At 64.4% G+C, this 19,143-nt stretch carries 18 protein-coding genes; 9 read left to right on the forward strand and 9 right to left on the reverse strand.

Annotated elements, in window-relative coordinates:
• Positions 1 to 60 precede the first annotated feature (60 nt).
• From WG907_RS07780 to ypfJ, 4 genes are all read right to left on the reverse strand, one after another.
• Positions 61 to 870, reverse strand: coding sequence for a ferritin-like domain-containing protein (locus WG907_RS07780; RefSeq protein WP_340232193.1), 810 nt, complete (start codon positions 868 to 870; stop codon positions 61 to 63).
• Positions 867 to 1,328: a thioredoxin-dependent thiol peroxidase gene (bcp, locus tag WG907_RS07785; RefSeq protein WP_340232194.1), complete on the reverse strand. Its 462-nt coding sequence runs from the start codon at positions 1,326 to 1,328 to the stop codon at positions 867 to 869. Before bcp ends, WG907_RS07780 begins: the two co-directional genes overlap by 4 nt.
• Entirely contained in the window at positions 1,322 to 4,018 is a 2,697-nt protein-coding gene (locus WG907_RS07790) for a bifunctional [glutamine synthetase] adenylyltransferase/[glutamine synthetase]-adenylyl-L-tyrosine phosphorylase (protein WP_340232195.1), read from the reverse strand. Before WG907_RS07790 ends, bcp begins: the two co-directional genes overlap by 7 nt.
• A 707-nt stretch (positions 4,019 to 4,725) precedes the next feature.
• Positions 4,726 to 5,598 carry a KPN_02809 family neutral zinc metallopeptidase gene (ypfJ, locus tag WG907_RS07795; protein ID WP_340232196.1) on the reverse strand — a complete coding sequence of 291 codons (873 nt, stop codon included), beginning with the start codon at positions 5,596 to 5,598 and terminating at the stop codon, positions 4,726 to 4,728.
• A gap of 146 nt (positions 5,599 to 5,744) precedes the next feature.
• On the opposite strand from ypfJ, the gene WG907_RS07800 reads away from it, so the two are divergent.
• The gene (locus WG907_RS07800) at positions 5,745 to 6,923 is read left to right on the forward strand and encodes a DUF3734 domain-containing protein (protein WP_340232197.1); all 1,179 of its coding nucleotides are present in this window, start codon (positions 5,745 to 5,747) and stop codon (positions 6,921 to 6,923) included.
• The gene (locus WG907_RS07805) at positions 6,920 to 7,711 is read left to right on the forward strand and encodes a 3-hydroxybutyrate dehydrogenase (RefSeq protein ID WP_340232198.1); all 792 of its coding nucleotides are present in this window, start codon (positions 6,920 to 6,922) and stop codon (positions 7,709 to 7,711) included. The genes WG907_RS07800 and WG907_RS07805 overlap by 4 nt, the downstream gene beginning before the upstream one ends.
• Positions 7,712 to 7,715: 4 nt before the next feature.
• Here WG907_RS07805 and WG907_RS07810 read toward each other — a convergent pair whose 3' ends face one another.
• The gene (locus WG907_RS07810) at positions 7,716 to 8,297 is read right to left on the reverse strand and encodes a septal ring lytic transglycosylase RlpA family protein (RefSeq protein ID WP_340232199.1); all 582 of its coding nucleotides are present in this window, start codon (positions 8,295 to 8,297) and stop codon (positions 7,716 to 7,718) included.
• A 105-nt stretch (positions 8,298 to 8,402) separates the two neighbouring features.
• Here WG907_RS07810 and WG907_RS07815 point away from each other — a divergent pair, with 105 nt between their 5' ends.
• Entirely contained in the window at positions 8,403 to 9,728 is a 1,326-nt protein-coding gene (locus WG907_RS07815) for an amidohydrolase (protein ID WP_340232200.1), read from the forward strand.
• Between the two features lie 12 nt (positions 9,729 to 9,740).
• On the opposite strand, the gene WG907_RS07820 is transcribed toward WG907_RS07815, so the two are convergent.
• The 4 genes from WG907_RS07820 to WG907_RS07835 are packed head-to-tail and all read right to left on the reverse strand — an operon-like array spanning position 9,741 to position 12,337.
• Positions 9,741 to 10,736 (reverse strand): nucleotidyltransferase domain-containing protein, encoded by a 996-nt coding sequence (locus WG907_RS07820; protein WP_340232201.1) that lies wholly within the window; start codon positions 10,734 to 10,736, stop codon positions 9,741 to 9,743.
• Positions 10,733 to 11,596 (reverse strand): HprK-related kinase A, encoded by an 864-nt coding sequence (locus WG907_RS07825; RefSeq protein WP_340232202.1) that lies wholly within the window; start codon positions 11,594 to 11,596, stop codon positions 10,733 to 10,735. The genes WG907_RS07820 and WG907_RS07825 overlap by 4 nt, the downstream gene beginning before the upstream one ends.
• Positions 11,593 to 11,877: an HPr-rel-A system PqqD family peptide chaperone gene (locus WG907_RS07830; protein WP_340232203.1), complete on the reverse strand. Its 285-nt coding sequence runs from the start codon at positions 11,875 to 11,877 to the stop codon at positions 11,593 to 11,595. The genes WG907_RS07825 and WG907_RS07830 overlap by 4 nt, the downstream gene beginning before the upstream one ends.
• A 31-nt stretch (positions 11,878 to 11,908) precedes the next feature.
• Positions 11,909 to 12,337: a hypothetical protein gene (locus WG907_RS07835; protein ID WP_445326793.1), complete on the reverse strand. Its 429-nt coding sequence runs from the start codon at positions 12,335 to 12,337 to the stop codon at positions 11,909 to 11,911.
• A 111-nt stretch (positions 12,338 to 12,448) separates the two neighbouring features.
• Between WG907_RS07835 and WG907_RS07840 the strand changes: the two genes are divergently transcribed.
• The 6 genes from WG907_RS07840 (at position 12,449) to phoU (ending at position 19,142) form a co-directional block, all read left to right on the forward strand.
• On the forward strand, positions 12,449 to 13,687 hold the full coding sequence (locus tag WG907_RS07840; protein ID WP_340232204.1) for a sensor histidine kinase: 1,239 nt from the start codon (positions 12,449 to 12,451) through the stop codon (positions 13,685 to 13,687).
• A gap of 153 nt (positions 13,688 to 13,840) precedes the next feature.
• A complete protein-coding gene (locus tag WG907_RS07845) occupies positions 13,841 to 14,893 on the forward strand; it encodes a substrate-binding domain-containing protein (RefSeq protein ID WP_340232205.1) in 1,053 nt (350 codons plus the stop codon).
• A gap of 9 nt (positions 14,894 to 14,902) precedes the next feature.
• Positions 14,903 to 16,297, forward strand: a complete 1,395-nt coding sequence (gene pstC / locus WG907_RS07850; RefSeq protein ID WP_340232206.1) for a phosphate ABC transporter permease subunit PstC — start codon at positions 14,903 to 14,905, stop codon at positions 16,295 to 16,297.
• 96 nt (positions 16,298 to 16,393) lie between these two features.
• Complete coding sequence (gene pstA / locus WG907_RS07855; RefSeq protein WP_340232207.1) at positions 16,394 to 17,635, forward strand: phosphate ABC transporter permease PstA; 1,242 nt, start codon at positions 16,394 to 16,396, stop codon at positions 17,633 to 17,635.
• A gap of 8 nt (positions 17,636 to 17,643) precedes the next feature.
• Positions 17,644 to 18,432 carry a phosphate ABC transporter ATP-binding protein PstB gene (gene pstB, locus WG907_RS07860; RefSeq protein ID WP_340232208.1) on the forward strand — a complete coding sequence of 263 codons (789 nt, stop codon included), beginning with the start codon at positions 17,644 to 17,646 and terminating at the stop codon, positions 18,430 to 18,432.
• Between the two features lie 17 nt (positions 18,433 to 18,449).
• Positions 18,450 to 19,142: a phosphate signaling complex protein PhoU gene (gene phoU, locus WG907_RS07865; RefSeq protein ID WP_340232209.1), complete on the forward strand. Its 693-nt coding sequence runs from the start codon at positions 18,450 to 18,452 to the stop codon at positions 19,140 to 19,142.
• Position 19,143: the final 1 nt, after the last annotated feature.

Here is a 19,143-nt window from a genome sequence, read left to right on the forward strand (position 1 = left end):
CCCCGATTATGACTAAAGCGATGTGAACCGCCCCCGGACGCTTAAACTGCAAATCTGGCATCATGTTGCAAGCGCGTCGTAGAAATCGCGGGTCAAACCGGCCTGTCGACGCGCTGAGTCGTTGAATGGCGGCTTTAACCCGCTGCAAAAATGACGTTCAACCAACATTCTGTAGTGTGTTACAGGATTAATACACTTTCGGTTCGCCCCATGGCGGAACCATTTAGTGCCGGCGGCGACATGGCAAATCTCGTCTGCCATGATGCGCCGCAAAATACGGGCGGAGACCAGATCGCCAGCTTCTTCGAAGCGAGCGGCGGTCGCAGGCGTGATGTCGAGGGCACGCGCCTCCAGCACCATCGGGACGATCGCCAGCCGGGCAAGCGGGTCATGGGCCGTATCACCCGCTGCCTGCCACAGTCCGTCATGTGCCGGCAGCGCGCCATAATAGCTGCCGGCCTGCCTTAAGCGGCGATCGAGCATTGCGAAATGCATCGCTTCTTCGCTGCCCACCTGCATCCAGTCGTCGACGAATGAAGCCGGGAATGCCTCCCCGAACCGGCCGATCAGGTCGAAGGCGAGATCGATCGCCACGAATTCGATATGTGCCAGTGCATGAAGCATGGCGATGCGCCCGCGTTCCGATCCTATCCTGCCACGACGGGGCATCCCGTTGGGCGGCAGCAGTTCGGGCACGTCTGGCCGAGCCGGCCTGTCCGGCATCGCGACGTCGAAACGGAACACCAGCCGCCCGAGCCGCCAGCCGCGCGCGGCGGCGCGCGCCGCCATCAGCTTGGCGCGCGGATCGGCGGTGGTCAGCACCCTACGGCACGCGGCGCCGACCGATCCCATGTCATCCGGCAAGGTCAAAGCGCTTTTGCAGCCTCCAGCACCTCGGCGGCATGACCCTTGACCTTCACCTTGGGCCAGAAGCGCGCGATCACGCCTTCCGCATCGATCAGGAAGGTCGCCCGCGCGATGCCCATATAGTGCCGACCGTACAGGCTTTTTTCGACCCAGGTGCCGAACGCCTCGCATATCGTACCCGGCTCATCGGACGCAAGCGTTACTGCCAGCCCATATTTGTCGGCGAATTTCTTGAGCTTTGCCGGTTTGTCCTTCGAAATGCCGACAACCGGTATGTCCAGCGCGGCGAAGTCGGGCGCAAGCGCGGTAAAATCCTTCGCCTCGCTGGTGCAGCCGGGGGTATCCGCCTTGGGATAGAAATAGATGATGACGGGCTTGCCGCGATAACGGGCGAGCGCGAAATCCTGCGCATCCATGTCCTTGAGAGTCCCGTCGGGCGCCTTGTCTCCAGCAGTCAGCATGCCTTGGTCTCCTCATAGGGCGCGGCCAGCGCGCGCCAGGCGTCGCCGATGCTGTGCCGGGCGCTGGCGTAGCTTTCAAGCAGGGAGTTCCAATCCTCCACACCGCAGGCCCGCGCGACCAGCGGTCGGGTGGCCAAAGGGGGTTCGGTCGATCTGGGGGACACCAGCCGCGATACGATGAGGAAGCGGGTCACAAGATCATGCGCCGCGATGAGCGATGCGGGCAGATGACCCGCATCCACCAAAGCGACCAGTGCCGCGCGCAAATCCGGGTCGAACGCTATGCCGTGCCGGAACTGGGTGACGTGGATCAGAAATTCGAGATCGACCAGACCGCCTGGGATCAGCTTGACGTCCAGCGCGCCGGCCGGCGGTTTGTGCCGGGCAATGTCACCGCGCATCGCAACCGCGTGGCGCGCGAGCAGATCGAAATCGCGGGGCCGCTCCAGCGTCTGCATCAGGATCGTGTCCAACGCCGCGCGCGCCGCTCCCGATCCGAACACCGATCTGGCGCGGGTCAGCGCCAGATGCTCCCATGTCCATGCTTCCTCGCGCTGATAGCGCGCGAAACTGTCCAAACTGACCGCAAGCAATCCTTGCCCACCAGACGGGCGCAGGCGCGTGTCGACCTCATATAATGGTCCGGCAGCGGTCGGCACCGACAGGGCATTGGTGATCCGCTGTCCCAGCCGGTTGAAATATTGGGTCGCGCCCAACGGCCGCATGCCTTCGGATTCAGCCTGGAAATCGCCGGTGAACAGGAAAACCAGATCCAGATCGGACGCATGGGTCAACACGCCGCCGCCAAGCCGCCCGAGCGCAAGAATGACGAGTTCGCCGCCCGGCACCTTGCCATGCACCGTTTCGAACGCAGCGACTGTAGCGGCTGCCAGCGCTTCTATCGCGCCCTCGGCCACCCGCGCATAGCCGCGCCCGGCTTCCAACGGGTCGCCGCCACGGATGATCTGCGCGCCCAGCGCAAAACGGCGATCCCCCACCCGTTGCCGCACCCGGTCGAGCAGCGCCTGATAATCTTCGCCCGCTTCCAGCATCGCGAACTGCGCGGCGAGCGTCTCGACCGATGGCGGCGAGTCGAAGGCGCTCGCGTCGATCAGCCCCTCGATCAGTTCGGCGCGCCGGGCGAGCGCATCTGCCAGGATGGGCGCATGGCTCAATATTTCGGCGAGCAAATCGACCAGCGCCGGCCGCGCGGCGAGCAGCTTGAAGAAATTGATCGCGCTCGGTAGCCGCGCGATCATGTCGTCCAGCCGGTTGAGCGCGCGATCGGGGTCGGGCGCCTTTGCCAGCGTGCGCATCAGGCCGGGCAACAGATCCTCCAGCGCCGCGCGCGACGGCGCGCTGCGCAATGCGCGGATCGTGCCTTCACGCCAGCGAGCGATGCGCGCGAGCGGCGTGTCGGGGTCGGCAAAGCCGAGCGCAATGAGCTGCGCCCTCAGCAGATCTTCGTCATGCGAGAGTGACGCATCATCCTTTTCCGGCGTCAGCCGGTCGTAATTGCGCCCGACCCACTCCACGTCGGGGCGCAGGAACGCCAGCAGTTCGCCGCCGTCCGCCAGGCCGTGCAGCCGCGCTACATTGTCCAGGGATTCGGGCTTTTTGGGCAGTTCGTGGGTCTGAAGGTCCTCGACCATCTGCAACCGATGTTCGATCGTGCGGAACCGGACATAGGCGGCGTCGAGACGAGCGGCGACCTCGCCTTCGATGATCCCCGCCTGCGCAAGTGTGGCGAGCGCTTCCCGCGTGTCGCCCAATCGCAGTTCCGGCCTGCGCCCGCCATGGATCAACTGATGGACCTGAGCGAAAAATTCGACCTCGCGAATGCCACCCCGCCCGCGTTTAAGATCAAAGCCGGGCCCAAAGACCTGCCCTTGCGCATAATGATCCCGGATGCGGCGCGAAATATCGACGATCGCGTCGATCGCGCCGAAATCCAAATTGCGCCGCCAGACGAACGGCCGCACCGATTGGAGAAAATATTCGCCCAGCGCCAGATCGCCCGCAGCCGGCCGCGCGCGAATGAATGCCGCCTGCTCCCACCCGAGCGCGGTCGATTCATAATAGCCGATCGCCGCTTCCACCGGCAGGGCGATCGGGGTCGCCTCCGGTGAGGGGCGCAGGCGCAGGTCGACGCGAAACACATAACCGTCTGCATCGCGCGCGCTCAGCAGTTCGCTCATCCGGCGGCCGATGCGCACGGCCGCTTCCGCCGGATCTTCCTTTTCACGGCGCGGAACCGTCTCCGGATCATAGAGCAATATCGGGTCGATATCCGACGAGTAATTCAGTTCGCGACTGCCATGTTTGCCGAGCGCGAGGACGACGAAGCCGCCCGGCGGCACATCGGGATAACGCTCCGTCATGGCGGCGGCGAGCGCTTCCTCCACCGCCTCGTCGGCGAAGTCGGACAGGGTGCGCGTGACCCGGCCGAGGTCCCAGGCCCCCGCGAGATCCGCAGCCGCCGTCACCAGCGCCAGCGCACCCCGACGGCGGCGCAGGGACCGGGCGACGTCATCCTGCGGCGTCGCGATCGACCGGGCGACGGCAAGAGCTGCTTCGAAATCCTCGGTCGCCAGCGCGTCGGTCACGGCGGGGAAACGATCCAGCGACCGTGTCAGAAACGGCGAATGCGCTCTGATTCGCGCTTGCAGGCTCAACCAACCCGATGTCATCCGCTTTCCCTCTCCGCGCTATCGCACCCGTCGGTGGCAAACGCCGGGTCTTAAGCCAGAAACTTTTACGAGGCACGACCGTTCTGGTAGTGATGGACATACGGAAACATGCCGGCCGAACGGCCAAAGGGCGGGAAGGCGGCGAAAATCCTATGCTGAACGTCGGGTTGCCGCTGGCCTATGATGGCGTCGGCAACGCGCTGCGACGGTCTTTTCGTACGAGTCGCCATGACCTGCCGGACGATATGCTGAGTTTGCTGGCCAAACTGGATTAGACGTCGAGGCGCTACAGGCTGTGCTGTCAGTCTTTTGTTTATCAATAGCCGGTACAGGCGTTTGATCGCTCATCTGTCCAAGCGGGGATCATGTACAAGGCCTTCGCCATCGCCGTGTTGATTGCCGCGCCATTAGCTGTGCTGGCAGTGCAGTCATTACTGCCGCCATCGATTCAGGGCAGGGAGGCACAGGAAGTCTCAGCCTCGGCGACATCGACAGCCACGCTTCCCCCGGTCATAATGCCGGTGGCCCCTCCATCGCCCGCGAACACTGCCCCGGCATCCAGCGTGCCGGACCCGGGCAGTTTTTCCCAACCCTTCGCCCCCGCCGGCGCGCCTGCCTTGCCGGCCGAGGCCACGCCGGCCGTACAAGCACCACCGCCGGCTTCAGGGCCACTACCGGTCCTCAGATAGCTACCGGCTATCGAGCGATCAGCCGGCTGCCGCAAACGTGTCGCACTGCGCCGGATCACCTGCCGCCAGCCCCTGGCGCAGCCATTCCATGCGTTGTGCACTGGTGCCGTGGGTGAAGCTTTCAGGCACCGGCCGGCGCCCGGCGGATTGTTGCAAAGTGTCGTCGCCGATCGCCTGCGCCGCCGCCATGCCTTCTTCCAGATCGCCCTGCTCCATCAGGCCGGTCCGCTTCGCCCAGACCCCGGCGTAGCAGTCCGCCTGCAATTCGATCCGCACCTGAAGCGCATTGCCTTCCTGTTCGCTCACGGCGCGCTGGCGCTTGTTGACCTCGCCCAGCGTGCCTTCAAGGTCCTGAACGTGATGGCCGACCTCATGGGCGATCACATAGGCCTGCGCGAAATCGCCCGGCGCGCCAAAACGCTGGCGCAGCTCGGTGAAGAAATCGGTGTCGAGATAGACCTTCTTGTCGGTCGGGCAATAAAAGGGCCCCATCGCGCTTTGCGCCGCGCCGCAGCCGGATGTGCCGCTCTGATTATAGAAGGACAGGATCGTCGGCTCATATTGCCGACCTTGCTCCTTGAAGACCTGTCCCCAGACCCGCTCGGTCGATCCCAGCACCTTGAGCGACCAATGCTGTATCTCGGTCAATTGTTTGGGGTCGCGACCAGCGGGCGCCGACTGCTGGGTCGGCGATGGCCCGCCGATCCCGAACATGCTCAACGGGTTGATACCCATCACGGCCGCGATGATCAGCACGATGAAGATGCCGCCACAGCCAAAGCGGCTGCCGACAAACGGCAGCAGCATACCAAGGCCGCCGCCGAAACCGCCACCCCCGCGCCCATCTTGAACCTCGAAATTGCCGCTTTCCTGTTCGCCGTCCAGCCGCATGGCGCCCTCCCTGGTCCTGACCGTTGCCTACGCGATTTGATTCCCGCAGGGAACCGCCCGCCTCGCCATATAGTTGCGTCCTAACCGAAATTGTTACACGACATTAAGTTGGAAAGCGGTAACCAAAGCCTATATTGCACTGCGACATGGCCGATACCGAACCCCAGGCGCGCCGCCGCGCCACCACCCCCCTCCCCCTTCCCCGACAGGTAGCATTGCTGCTTCAGGGCGGCGGCGCGCTGGGATCGTTTCAGGCGGGCGTCTATGAGCGGCTGGACGAGCTGGCCATCGACATTACCTGGGTCGCGGGCATTTCGATCGGGGCGGTCAACGCAGCGATCATCGCGGGCAATCCGCCGCACAAGCGCCTTAGCCGCCTGAAGAAATTCTGGCGCACGGTATCGGGTGGCATGCCCAATGTCCTCCTGCCCGAAATTACCCAAGTCCGCGAAGCCATGCACCTTGCGGCGGCTGGCGCGGTCGCGACCTTCGGCGTACCCGGCATGTTCCGCCCACGGCTCTGGCCGGCGCCATTCATGCCCGCCGGCACCACCGGCGCCATCAGCTTCTATGACAGCGCGCCGTTGCAGGACACGCTCAACGCCGTGGTCGACTGGGACCTGCTCAATGACGGCCCGGTCAGGATTTCAGTCGGCGCGGTCGACGTCGAAAGCGGCAATTTCGCCTATTGGGACACGCGCGGCCCGGGCGGCAATACCCGGATCGACGCGCGTCACATCATGGCGTCGGGCGCACTGCCGCCGGGCCTGCCGCCGGTCGAGATCGATGGCCGTCATTATTGGGACGGCGGCCTCGTCTCCAACACGCCACTTGCCCATGTGCTCGAACATCAATCGGGCGACATGCTGGTTTTTCAGGTCGACCTGTTTCCGGCGGAAGGGCCGATGCCGCGACAAATGACCGATGTCTATTCCCGCGCCAAGGACATTCAATATTCGAGCCGCACCCGGCAGGTGACGGACCAGTATCTGCGCCTGCGCCGCGAGCATAAGGCGATTCGGGCGATCCTCGATAAATTGCCCGCCGACATGCAAAACGGCCCCGAAGCCGAGCGGCTGCGCCAGTTGCTCGACACCGGCTCGCTCAACATCGTGCATCTGATCTATCGCAGCCGCGCCTGGGAAAGCGGGGCGAAGGATTTCGAATTTTCCCGTTCGACCATGCTCGACCACTGGTCGCAGGGGCGCGAGTCGGTGGGGGAAGTCATGCACAAGGGCGATCTGATCGCCCGCAACATCATCGACGGAAAGAGCGCGACCTTCGACCTCGATCGTCCCGATCATCTCAAGGAGAAAATGGCATGAGCACGTCCCTGGCAGGCAAGACCGCACTGATCACCGGCTCCACCTCCGGCATCGGCCTTGCTTATGCCAAGCTGCTCGCCGGCGAAGGGGCGAACATCGTCATCAACGGTTTCGGCGACGCGCAGGCGATCGAGAAGGAGCGGCTCGGGCTTGAAGCGGCGAGCGGCGCGGGAGCGCTATATTCGGGCCACGACCTGACCAAGGTCGAGGAGATCGAGGCGATGATGAAGGAGGCAGCCGACAGGTTCGGTGGCGTCGACATCCTCATCAATAATGCCGGCATGCAGCATGTCGCCCCGGTCGAGGAGTTCCCCATCGACAAGTGGAACCTCATCATCGCGCTCAACCTTAACAGCGCCTTTCACACGTCGCGGCTCGCCATCCCTTATATGAAGTCGAAAAAATGGGGCCGCATCATCCAGACGGCCAGCGCACATTCGCTCACCGCCTCGCCGTTCAAAAGCGCCTATGTCACGGCCAAACATGGCCTGGCCGGCTTCACCAAGACGCTGGCGCTGGAGCTGGCGACCTTCGGCATCACCGCCAACTGTATTTCGCCCGGCTATGTCTGGACCCCGCTGGTGGAGGCGCAGATTCCGGACACGATGAAAGCGCGCAACATGACCCGCGATCAGGTGATGAACGATGTGCTGCTCGCCGGGCAACCGACCAAGCAGTTCGTCACCGTGGAGCAGGTCGCGGCCGTTGCCCTTTTCCTGTGCGGCGATGCCGCAGCGAACATCACCGGATCGAACATCACCGTGGACGGCGGCTGGACCGCACAATAATCTCTCATCGGCCTTGGCGCGCCTGGCTCGCCGCGAGTTGGGCGCGCAGATTTTGCAGCGTCTGTTGGCCGAGCGGCGGCAAATCCTGCGCCGCCTTGCCCTCGCGCAGCCGCTCGCGATCCTTTTGGCCAGGCTCGACCCGCCGCACGCGCACCGGGGCCTGCCCCTTCGCCCGGATGCCGAGCGCATCCGCTGCGCCGCGTGACAGGTCGATAATCCGCGCGGTGCGGGCGAAGGGTCCGCGATCGTTGATCCGCACGATGATCCGCCGCCCTGTGTCAAGCGACGTCACCTCGACATAGGTAGGCAGCGGCAAAGTGGTATGCGCTGCCGTCACCCAGTCGGCGCGAAACCGCTCGCCATTGGCGGTGCGGTTGCCAGATTCATTGCCATACCAGCTGGCATAGCCCAACATGTCGTAACCGGGGTCGGGGGCCGGAACATAGGTCGCGCCGCCGACCCTGTAGGGCGGGCCGATCCGTACCGGCAGATCGCTGACCGGCCGGAACTGCCGGCCTCCGCAGGCAGACAGCATCAGCAATGCGGCAATGGCGGCAAATGCTCGCCCGTCCAGTGAGTGCCTCATGATCGCGCTATAACCAGCATCGGGCGATTAGCGAAGCGCGATCCGCGCTTGATGCCGTACCGATCCCGCTTATGGTCGCGCGCAGTTTCAAGGAGATCGCCGTCCATGCGTTTCGCGCTCGCTCTGACCGCCGCCTGCCTTTCCTCCGTAGCCAGCGCGCAAACGCCGCCTGCGCCGAGCGAGATCGGCGCGGCTATCGCGGCCGACATGGACGCAGTGATGACATTGTATCGCGATCTCCACGCCAGTCCCGAACTGTCGGGGCAGGAAGTGAACACGGCGGCCAAGCTGGCGAAGCGACTGAAGGCGCTGAAGTTCGACGTCACCGAAAAGGTCGGCGGCACCGGCGTCGTCGCGGTGATGAAGAATGGCTCTGGCCCCGTGCTGCTGATCCGCGCGGACATGGATGGCCTGCCGGTGGTCGAGCAGACTGGCCTCGACTTCGCTTCGAAAGTCCGCACCAAAACGCCGGAGGGGATCGAGACCGGGGTCATGCATGCCTGCGGCCATGACACGCATATGACCGCCTTTATCGAGACCGCCAGGCTGCTGGCAGCACGGAAAGACAGCTGGAAGGGCACGCTGGTCATGATCCTCCAGCCCGCCGAAGAAGTGGGCAAGGGCGCGCGCGCTATGCTGGAGGACGGCCTCTATACCCGCTTCCCCCGCCCGACCCACGCGATCGCCTTCCATGATGCCGCCAACCTGCCCGCCGGGACGATCGGCTACACGCCGGGCTATGCGCTCGCCAATGTCGACAGCGTCGACATAGTGGTGAAGGGCGTGGGCGGCCACGGGGCCTACCCGCAGGCAACGAAGGACCCGATCGTGCTGGGCGCGCGCATCGTCACGACGCTCCAGACGCTGGTCAGCCGCGAACAGGACCCGCTCGACCCGGCGGTCGTGACCGTGGGCAGCTTCATCGGCGGCGCCAAGCATAACGTCATCCCCGACGAAGCGAAGCTGCTGCTGACCGTGCGCAGCTATTCCGACGAGACACGCGCAAAGCTCATCAAGGGGATCGAGCGGATCGCGAACGGCGAAGCGATCGCCGCCGGCTTCCCCGACGATCGCATGCCCACCGTAACGGTGCAGGACGAATTCACCCCCTCCACCTACAACCCGCCGGAATTCTCGCAAAAGATGGCTGGCATCCTGACCGCGCATTTCCCGGCGGGACGCGTCGAGCAGGTGAGGGCATCAATGGGCGGGGAGGACTTCGGCCGCTATTATCGCGCCGACAAGACAATCAACAGCTTCATCTTCTGGGTCGGCGGCGTGCCGGCGGACCAATATGCCAAAGAGCAGAAGGGCGAGATCAGCCTCCCGTCGCTGCATAGTCCGTTCTGGGCGCCTAAGGCCGATGCGGTCATTGGCACGGCGAGCGAGGCACTGACGGTGCTGGCGCTGGACATATTGAAACGGGATTGACGCTCCGCGGCGTCAGGCTGGCCGATGGCCCTTGCGCCATTTGGTAAAGAGATGCCGCGCCAGCATCAGCGGTGGCATGCGCAGCCAGTGCGACCGCACGAAAAAGGCGAAGACCAATCCCTTGCGCCGTTCGCGCCCCCAACCGTCGCGGGCGAGCAGGCGGGCGGCCATCAGCCGGTCCCAGAGCGTTAGCCGCGAGGCATTGCCATATAGCGCATCCGCCAGCCGCCGCGCCTGCCGGACTTGCGCGCCCAATCCATGGTGAGCGGCGCGCTCGTCCAAAACCGCCGGGTCAGCCACCTCTGCCAGCAGGCATTGGATGTCCCACAGGTTTCGCAAGCCCCCCTGCAAATCGCCATCGGCCAGCATGTGGGCAGCGGCGTGGCAGACCCGATCGGCTGGCGACAGAATATATAACCCATCGCCTATGGAAACCGCGTCGGCGATCATCGCGCCGGCATCCGGCGTCGGCCGCGCGGTCAGCGGCAGGATCGTATGATGCACGTCGATCATACGGTCGCGCGTCCCGTGGATCATCGGCGGCAGTTCATGCATCCACTGCCGGTAATAGGCGTCGTCATAGGGGTCGGGCTTGGCCCATTCCCAGCCCGCCGCGAACAGCGCCGCCTCCACCGCATCCAGCGCATCGCGCGGCACCAATATGTCGAGGTCGCCGATAAAGCGCCCCTCGCCCGCCTTCAGTCCCGCCGCCGCATAGGCCGTGCCCTTGAGCAATAGGACGGGCACATCCAGCCCTCCCAAAGCCGCCACCGCCCGATCAGCCTCCCACAAAGCCTGCTGCGCCTCCCGCGCCGCATCCGACCGCGCGTCGGCAAGAATGGGCCGTACCGCATCAGGCACGTCGCGTCCCGCCAACCGAACCGCCAGCGTCCCGATCAGCCGCTCGGCGCGCGCCATGGCGACAAGCGCGTTCCAGTCGTCTGTCGACAGGGCATTGACGCTAGCGGGATCGCGCAACGCGGTGAGGAGGAGGCGGGCGTCCCTCATCCCCTCTCAGCCCATAATCGCTCGACCAGCGCAATCGCCTCGTCCCCCGACGGGAAGTCGATCGCCGCCGCCGGGACGGTCGTCACGAAGCGGGTCAGCGCTTCGAACCCCGCCTCGCCCAGCGCGACATAATTGGTCGACGCCTGCGTCAGCCGCATGAAAACCTCGCCTTGCCCTACCGGACGGACATCGACGGCATGGCCGAAACGGGGAAAGAGCAGCAGCGCCGGCATCCCGCCTTCGTCCATGCGCGCCACGGCGTCGGCGCGCGGGACCAGATGGCGGATATCGCCCTTCGCCGTCGCCGCCAGCAGCGGCCCCATCCGCGCCACAGGCACGTCGCTCGCCATCACGTCGATGGCGCGATTCTTGAGCGAGACGAGCCGGGGGAAGGGCAAAATCTGCCCCGCCACCAGGTCGAGCAATGCGAACTCATCGCCCATCAGCCGCCAGCCGCGCTCGCCCAGTTGTGCCGCAAGCGTCGATTTGCCCGATCCCGATTCACCGGTCATCACCAGCACGCGCCCGTCCTTCTCGACGCTGGACGCATGCAGCAGCAGATGCCGTCGCCACCCAAGCGCCATTTGCAGGTTCATTCCCATTTCCGCCGCCAGCAGCCCATGGGCAAGGCTCATCGGCGCGGCGTCGGCAAGGCCATGGTCGCCAGTGATGAAAATGGACGGCCGGATCCAGCGACGCACCAGACTCGTCGGCTCCAGCCGGACGGTGAAATCGGCGATCCTGCCGGTAGCGTCGGGATAGGTGGCATACAGACGCTGCAACTCCCGCAAAGGCTGCGGCCATGCCGACCCGATGCGGAATGTCGCCGGGCCGATACGAAGCGTGAGATTATGCCTCATGACGGCCGGATCAGCCCGAGCGCCAGCAGTTCGACGAGGTGCGCCTCGATCCGCTCCCCTGTCTCGTCGATCGGACCAAGGTCAAAGTCGCGTGACAGCCGCTCCAACAGGTCGGCCGCAGTCGCCGGCCCGCCTTCGCGCAGCGCGTCGAGCAATTCGGGCACCGGGCTGACTACAATATGCGTCTGGCCGGACGGGCGATGAAACAGAAGGACGATATCGTCCAGCACGCGCGTCAGGATCACGTCGCCCTCATGCCGGTAATGGATCGGCGCGGTCATCGGACAGGCCTTGGCGGCAAGCCGGGCCGTTTCAGCGCGGCATCTGCAACGAAGCGAAACAGGTGAAACCGCTCGTGCCCGACTGGAGCCGGCGGATATAATTCAGATAGGCCTGATTCTGGTCATAGCTGGTGCCGGGCAGTTTCCGACCGCGCAATGCCTGCTTCACCTGTTCGCCGGTGAAGGTCCGGCCCGTGCCGGGAAAGGCCCCCGGCGTCCCCGCCGGCACGACCTGGCCGTTGGGGGCGATGGCTCCCCCTGCCCGCCCCTGATCGGGCACGGGTATCGTACAGTTGAGGACGGACGCCGCCGTGTTGGCGAGCGCCGGGCGAATGGAGACGATCGCCGATGCCGCAACCGCGCCGCCCATCAGCAGTTGGCGGCGCGAAGGCACCGCGAGGTTCAGCCCTTCGCGGCCCTGGTCCGCGTCCTGCCCTCCGGCGGATTGATCTTCGGGCATATGCTCGCTCATCTCGTCCTGATCCGCTATTGCACTTGTCAAACTGTAAAGAACATTCGCTAGTCGAGACGAACATCGCAGCAAAGTCGCGAATAATCCAGTGCGGTAACCATGAATCGATTGAGCATTTCCCAGATCACCGCTTCCTTCGCGGTCCTGCTGCTGGGGGCGGGGGCGGCACTGTTGACCGGAGCGTCGCCGCTGATGCTCCTGTTTCCGGTGATTGCCGGGCTGATCGTGGTGCTGATCCTGTCTCATGGAGACGCGGCGGCGGACAGCAGGCAGGCCGCGCCGGTCGAGCCACAAGACCTGCTCGATCATGAGGACTTCGCCGCCGTGCTGGAAGCGATTTCCGACCCGCTGATGCTGGTGGAAAAGGGGCGGATCGTGCGCGCCAATCGCGCCGCGCACCGGCTGCTGGGCGCGCATATCGATGGGGAGGACGCCCGGATAGCGATCCGTCATCCCGCCGCTGCGGAGCGACTGGCGAGCAGTGCACCGATTCCCGAACCGATCATGATCGAACTGGTCGGCATCGGCGCGCGCGAACAGCGCTGGCATATGCATGTCGCGCCGGTCGGGGCGGTCGAGGCGGTACGCCGGCTGGTCCATCTGGTCGATCGCAGCGGCACTTACGCCGCCGAAAAGATGCGTGTCGATTTCGTCGCGAATGCCAGCCACGAATTGCGCACCCCGCTCGCCGGCATATTGGGATTCATCGAGACGCTCGCCGATCCGGAACTGGGCAAGGATGACGAGACCCGCTTGCGGTTTCTGGGCATCATGGATCGCGAGGCGCGGCGCATGCAGCGGCTGGTCGACGATCTGATGTCGCTTTCGCGGATCGAGGCGGAAAAATATCGCCTGCCCGACAGCAGTGTGGACCTGTCCGAACTGGTGGCCGAAGTCGTGGCGGTTTTCCGCGCGAGCCATGGCGAACGTGGCCGGGAGGTCGAAATGGAAATCCACCCTGACCTCCCCGCCGTGCAGGGCGACCGGGCACAGCTGTCGCAACTGCTCCACAACCTGATCGGCAATTCCGCCAAATATGGCCGGGCAGGCACGCCGATTGCGGTGCGGCTCGCGGCAGGACCCGGCGGCATGGCCCGCCTGACCGTGGCCGACGAAGGGGAAGGCATTGGTCCCGACCATCTGCCCCGGCTGACCGAGCGTTTCTATCGCGTCGATTCCGGGCGCAGCCGCGCGATCGGCGGCACCGGACTCGGCCTCGCCATCGTCAAGCATATCGTCGAGCGGCATCGCGGCCGGCTCGACATTGCGAGCACTCTGGGCCGGGGCACGACAATCACGGTGCTTATCCCCGGCGCTCTGGCGGAGGAGGGCGGATAACGCATTGCCAGCGGCCCGTTTCTTCCGCAAAAAGCTGTTGTCATCAAACTGCAACATCAATGTCACAAAGCCGCGATGAAGCATGGCTACCGCGCTGTCCAAGGGGGGCGGCGGACAGCGAATCGCAGCCAGGCACCTGATGGAGGTTTTCCCGTGAAGCAACTCGCACTCCTTGCCGCGTCGGTGGCGGTCCTTTCCCTTTCCGCCTGTGGCGATCAGGCCGGCGGCGGCGCTGGCGGCGCGCGCGACCAGATCCGCGCGGTGGGTTCCTCGACCGTCTATCCTTTTGCCACCGCCGTTGCGGAACTGTTTGTGGCAGGCAATGCCGGCATGAAATCACCGATCGTCGAATCGACCGGCACCGGGGGCGGCATGAAACTTTTCTGCGCGGGCGTAGGCGCCCAATATCCCGACATTGAAAATGCCTCGCGCCGGATCAAGAAATCCGAATTCGAAGATTGCCAGAAGAATGGCGTCAAGGACATCATCGAGATTCAGATCGGCGTCGACGGCCTCGCCTTCGCGGAATCGACCAAAGGTCCCGGCATCAAGCTTACACCCAAGATCGTTTACGAGGCGCTGGCCGCCAATCCCTATGGCAAGGGCCCCAACAAGGCGCAGACCTGGAAAGATGTCGACCCGAGCCTGCCTGCTACGGCGATCTCGGTCTTCGGTCCGCCTTCGACAAGCGGAACGCGCGATTCGCTCGCCGAACTGATCCTGACCAAGGGCTGCGAATCCGACCCGGCGATGAAGGCGCTCAAGGAAAAAAGCGAGGACGAATTCAAGGCGACTTGCACTCGCGTCCGCGAAGACGGCAAATATGTGGACTCGGGCGAGAACGACAATCTGATCGTCCAGAAGCTCGCCGCCAATCCCGACGCGGTCGGCGTGTTCGGCTACAGCTTCCTCGAAGAGAATAAGGATAAGCTCAAGGATGTGTCGATCAACGGCATCCAGGCGACCTACGAGACCGTTTCGACTGGCCAGTATCCCGGCGCTCGCCCGCTTTATATCTATGTGAAGAAGGCGCACCTGACCGCGATCCCCGGCCTTCAGGCCTATCTCAACAGCTTCGCCGCCAACTGGGACCCCAATGGCGCGCTGACGAAGCGCGGCATGGTCGCTGCCCCGGACGATGTCCGCAAGGCGAGCGCGGCGACGGTCAAGTCGCTGGCGGTGCTTGACGGCGCGGCGCTGAAATAAGCGCGACGGATGACCGGACCAGCCATCCTTCTGTTACTCGCTGGCCTGGGCGCAATCGCCTGGGTCAGCGCGCGCGCCCGCGCACTGCGCATGCAGGTCCAGGCGCGCGCATCGGGCCGGCGCGACGCCGTGCACAGCCTGCCGGGCTATCATGGCTGGTATGTCGCGCTGTGGACGCTGGTGCCGGCGGCGCTCTTTCTTGCGGTCTGGGCCAATGTGTCGCCGGCGCTCGTCACGCAATCGGTGCTGGGCGATCCGGCGGCCCAAAGCCTGCCTGTCGATGCCTTTTCGCGCGGCGCGATATTGAGCGAGGCGCGCGCCATCGCGACCGGGGCACAGAACGGCGCCTTCAACCCGCTCGCGCAGGCGCTGGTCGAACCTTATCGTATCGCGCTCGATCATTATGGCCTCGGCGGCGCGGCGCTCGCGCTGCTGCTCGCCTTTGCCGGCGGCGCTTACGCCTTTACCCGTATCCGGCCCGATTTCCGGGCGCGCACCCGGGTCGAGCGGCTGGTCATGACCTTGCTGATGCTCGCATCATTGATCGCCATCATCACCACGGTCGGCATCGTCGCGTCGCTGCTGTGGGAAAGCTTCCGCTTTTTTTCGATGGTCAGCCCGATCGACTTCCTGTTCGGCACCAAATGGAGCCCGCAGTCCGCCGCCATGGGCTATGGCAATGAGGACGCGTTCGGCGCGGTGCCATTATTCTGGGGCACGATCTTCATCGGCGCGATCATCGCGATGATCGTCGCCATCCCTCTCGGCCTGATGAGCGCCATTTACCTCACCCAATATGCCCGGCCCGTCGTACGCAAATGGATGAAGCCGCTGCTGGAGATTCTCGCCGGCGTGCCGACTGTCGTCTACGGCTATTTCGCCGCACTGACGATTGCGCCTGCGCTACGCGACTTCGCAGTTTCGATCGGCATTCACAGCGCGTCATCCGAAAGCGCTCTCGCCGCCGGCCTCGTCATGGGCGTGATGATCATTCCCTTCGTCTCCTCCATGGCCGACGACAGCATCGCCGCCGTACCGCAGTCGATGCGCGACGGCAGCCTGGCGATGGGCGCGACCACCAGCGAGACGATCCGCCGCGTGCTGATCCCGGCGGCCCTGCCCGGCGTCGTCGGCGGCGTTCTGCTGGCCGTCAGCCGCGCGATCGGCGAGACCATGATCGTGGTGATGGCGGCGGGCCTGTCCGCCAACCTGACGCTCAACCCCTTCGCCAGCGTGACCACGGTCACGACCCAGATCGTGCAGTTGCTAACCGGCGATCAGGAATTCGACAGCGCGAAAACGCTCGCTGCCTTTGCCCTTGGGCTAGTGCTGTTCGTCGTCACTTTGCTGCTCAACATAGTGGCCCTGCGGGTCGTGAAGAAATATCGCGAGGCTTACGAATGACATTTGCTCAAAAGGACCCGTTCGGGCGGAGCTTGTCGAAGCCCTCCGCTCAGCGTCACCCTTCGACTTCGCTCAGGGCGAACGGAAGTTCGCCCCATGTCTGAGCGTAACCCCACCGACTGGAAGTCGGAAGCGATGCGCAAGCGGATCGCGGGCCGCTATGCCGCCGAGCGACGTTTCAAGCTGCTCGGTTTGGGGGCGGTCGCGCTGAGCGCCGCCTTCCTCGCCTTCCTGCTCATCACGATGATGGGCAACGGCCTACGCGGTTTCACCCGGACCGAAATCGCGCTGAAGGTGGATTTCCCCGCCTCGCCGCTGCTGCTCGATCCCAATGCGATCACCGACGAGGCGCTCAATCAGGCCAATCTGCCGATGGTGACGAGCCTGATCGCGCAAAAGGAACTGGGCAAGGGCGCGGACGACCTGCTGTCGCCCGCTGCCTGGACCGCTATCCGCGACGCGATCCGCGCCGATCCGACGATCCTGAGCCGGACCGAGACGATCAGCGTGCCGGCCTCGACCGCTATCGATCTCGCGGCCAAGAGCGACGGTTCTCCGTCGGACGAAGCCGCCGTCCAGCGCCTCAAGGCGCAAGGCCTGCTTTCGACCGGGTTCAACGTCAATTTCCTGACCGCCAGCGATGGCACCGACCCGACGCAGGTCGGCATCTGGGGCGCGTTCAAGGGCTCGTTGCTGACCATGCTCGTGACGCTGCTGCTCAGCTTCCCGATTGGCGTGGCGACCGCGCTCTATCTTGAGGAATATGCGCGCAAGAACTGGCTGACCGACATCATCGAAGTGTCGATCAATAATCTCGCCGCCGTGCCCTCGATCATCTTCGGCCTGCTCGGCCTCGCCATTTTCCTCAACTTCCTGCATCTGCCGCGCTCGGCTGCGCTGGTCGGCGGCGTGACGCTGGCGCTGATGACGATGCCGGTGATCGTCATCGCCGGACGCAACGCGATAAAGTCCGTTCCCCCTAGCATTCGCGACGCGGCGCTCGGCATCGGCGCAAGCCCGGTGCAGGTCGTTTTCCACCATGTGCTGCCGCTCGCCCTGCCCGGCATCCTGACCGGCACGATCATCGGCATGGCCCGCGCGCTGGGCGAAACCGCGCCGCTTCTGATGATCGGCATGAGGGCGTTCATCGCCACCCCGCCGGGCGGCGTCACCGATCCCGCAACCGTGCTGCCGGTGCAGATCTTTCTCTGGTCCGACGAAGTATCGAAAGGCTTCGTCGAAAAAACCTCCGCCGCAATCATCGTGCTGCTGGCCTTCCTGCTCGCGATGAACGGCCTCGCCATCTACCTGCGCAACAAGTTCGAAAAACGGTGGTAAATTCCTCAATGACCGAAGAACAACGGGCGTTGATGCCTGCCAATCCAAAAATGACCGCGCGCGACGTAAAGGTCTTTTACGGTCCCAAGCAGGCGATCAACGGCGTGTCGATCGATGTCGACATGGACAATGTGACCGCGTTTATCGGCCCGTCGGGCTGCGGCAAGTCGACGTTCCTTAGGACCCTCAACCGCATGAACGACACCGTCGCCAGCGCGCGGGTGGAAGGGCAGATCACGCTCGACGGCGAGGATATCTACGCATCGTCCATGGACGTGGTGCAGCTGCGCGCGCGCGTCGGCATGGTGTTCCAGAAGCCCAATCCCTTCCCCAAGTCGATCTACGAGAATGTCGCCTATGGCCCACGCATCCATGGCCTTGCCCATGCCAAGGCCGATCTCGACATCATCGTCGAAAAATCGCTGCGTCGCGCGGGGCTTTGGGAAGAGGTCAAGGATCGCCTGCACGACAGCGGCACCGCGCTGTCGGGCGGGCAACAGCAGCGCCTGTGCATCGGCCGCGCCATCGCGGTCGAACCCGAAGTCATATTGATGGACGAACCCTGCTCGGCGCTCGACCCGATCGCGACCGCCAAGATCGAGGAACTGATCCACGAACTGCGCGGCCGCTACGCCATCGTCATCGTCACCCATAATATGCAGCAGGCCGCCCGCGTATCGCAGCGCACCGCCTTCTTCCATCTGGGCGAGCTTGTCGAATATGGCGTGACTTCGGACATCTTCACCAATCCGCGGCAGGAGCGGACCAAGGATTACATCACCGGTCGCTACGGCTGATCCGGGGGAGAACAGACATGGCTGAACATACGATCAAGGCGTTCGACGAGGAAATCGACCAGTTGCGCGGGCTGATCGCGGAAATGGGCGGTCGCGCGGAAGCGGCGATCGACCACGCGATGGTCGCCCTGCAACGGCAGGATCTGGCGCTGGCGACCCAGGTGATCGCCGACGACAAGCGGATCGACGCGATCGAGGCGGAAGTCGAGAAGCTCGTCGTCCAGATCATCGCGCTGCGCGCGCCGATGGCGAACGACCTGCGCGACGTGATCGCCGCGCTCAAGATCGTCAGCGTAGTGGAACGCATCGGCGACTATGCCAAGAATATCGCCAAGCGCGTGCCGCTGATCACCGCGAACCGCCGGACGCTGGAGCCGATTTCGCTGCTGCCTTCCATGGGCCAGGTTGCGGGCGAGATGGTGCACGACGCGCTGAACGCCTTCGCCGCGCGCGACGCCGACCTTGCCCTCGCGGTCGTCGAGCGCGATGCGGTGGTCGATGATTTCTATAACAGCGTCTTTCGCACACTCGTGACCTTCATGGTCGAAAACCCCAAGACGATCAGCGAATGCGCGCATTTGCTGTTCGTGGCGAAGAATATCGAGCGGATCGGCGACCATGCCACCAACGTTGCCGAGATGGTTTATTATGCGGCGACCGGAAATACCTTGCCCGAACGCGAACGCGGCCGGGCGGGGCTGGAGGAATGAC

This window comes from Sphingobium fluminis (assembly GCF_037723805.1).
GTDB lineage: Bacteria > Pseudomonadota > Alphaproteobacteria > Sphingomonadales > Sphingomonadaceae > Sphingobium.

Bases quoted from the DNA above. Each gene is read 5' to 3' on its own strand.
- bcp (WP_340232194.1), bottom strand. From the start codon at position 1,328: ATGCTGACTGCTGGAGACAAGGCGCCCGACGGGACTCTCAAGGACATG.
- WG907_RS07790 (WP_340232195.1), bottom strand. From the start codon at position 4,018: ATGACATCGGGTTGGTTGAGCCTGCAAGCGCGAATCAGAGCGCATTCG.
- ypfJ (WP_340232196.1), bottom strand. From the start codon at position 5,598: ATGCGGCTGGACGGCGAACAGGAAAGCGGCAATTTCGAGGTTCAAGAT.
- WG907_RS07800 (WP_340232197.1), top strand. From the start codon at position 5,745: ATGGCCGATACCGAACCCCAGGCGCGCCGCCGCGCCACCACCCCCCTC.
- WG907_RS07805 (WP_340232198.1), top strand. From the start codon at position 6,920: ATGAGCACGTCCCTGGCAGGCAAGACCGCACTGATCACCGGCTCCACC.
- WG907_RS07810 (WP_340232199.1), bottom strand. From the start codon at position 8,297: ATGAGGCACTCACTGGACGGGCGAGCATTTGCCGCCATTGCCGCATTG.
- WG907_RS07815 (WP_340232200.1), top strand. From the start codon at position 8,403: ATGCGTTTCGCGCTCGCTCTGACCGCCGCCTGCCTTTCCTCCGTAGCC.
- WG907_RS07820 (WP_340232201.1), bottom strand. From the start codon at position 10,736: ATGAGGGACGCCCGCCTCCTCCTCACCGCGTTGCGCGATCCCGCTAGC.
- WG907_RS07825 (WP_340232202.1), bottom strand. From the start codon at position 11,596: ATGAGGCATAATCTCACGCTTCGTATCGGCCCGGCGACATTCCGCATC.
- WG907_RS07830 (WP_340232203.1), bottom strand. From the start codon at position 11,877: ATGACCGCGCCGATCCATTACCGGCATGAGGGCGACGTGATCCTGACG.
- WG907_RS07835 (WP_445326793.1), bottom strand. From the start codon at position 12,337: ATGCCCGAAGATCAATCCGCCGGAGGGCAGGACGCGGACCAGGGCCGC.
- WG907_RS07840 (WP_340232204.1), top strand. From the start codon at position 12,449: ATGAATCGATTGAGCATTTCCCAGATCACCGCTTCCTTCGCGGTCCTG.
- pstC (WP_340232206.1), top strand. From the start codon at position 14,903: ATGACCGGACCAGCCATCCTTCTGTTACTCGCTGGCCTGGGCGCAATC.
- pstA (WP_340232207.1), top strand. From the start codon at position 16,394: ATGTCTGAGCGTAACCCCACCGACTGGAAGTCGGAAGCGATGCGCAAG.
- pstB (WP_340232208.1), top strand. From the start codon at position 17,644: ATGACCGAAGAACAACGGGCGTTGATGCCTGCCAATCCAAAAATGACC.
- phoU (WP_340232209.1), top strand. From the start codon at position 18,450: ATGGCTGAACATACGATCAAGGCGTTCGACGAGGAAATCGACCAGTTG.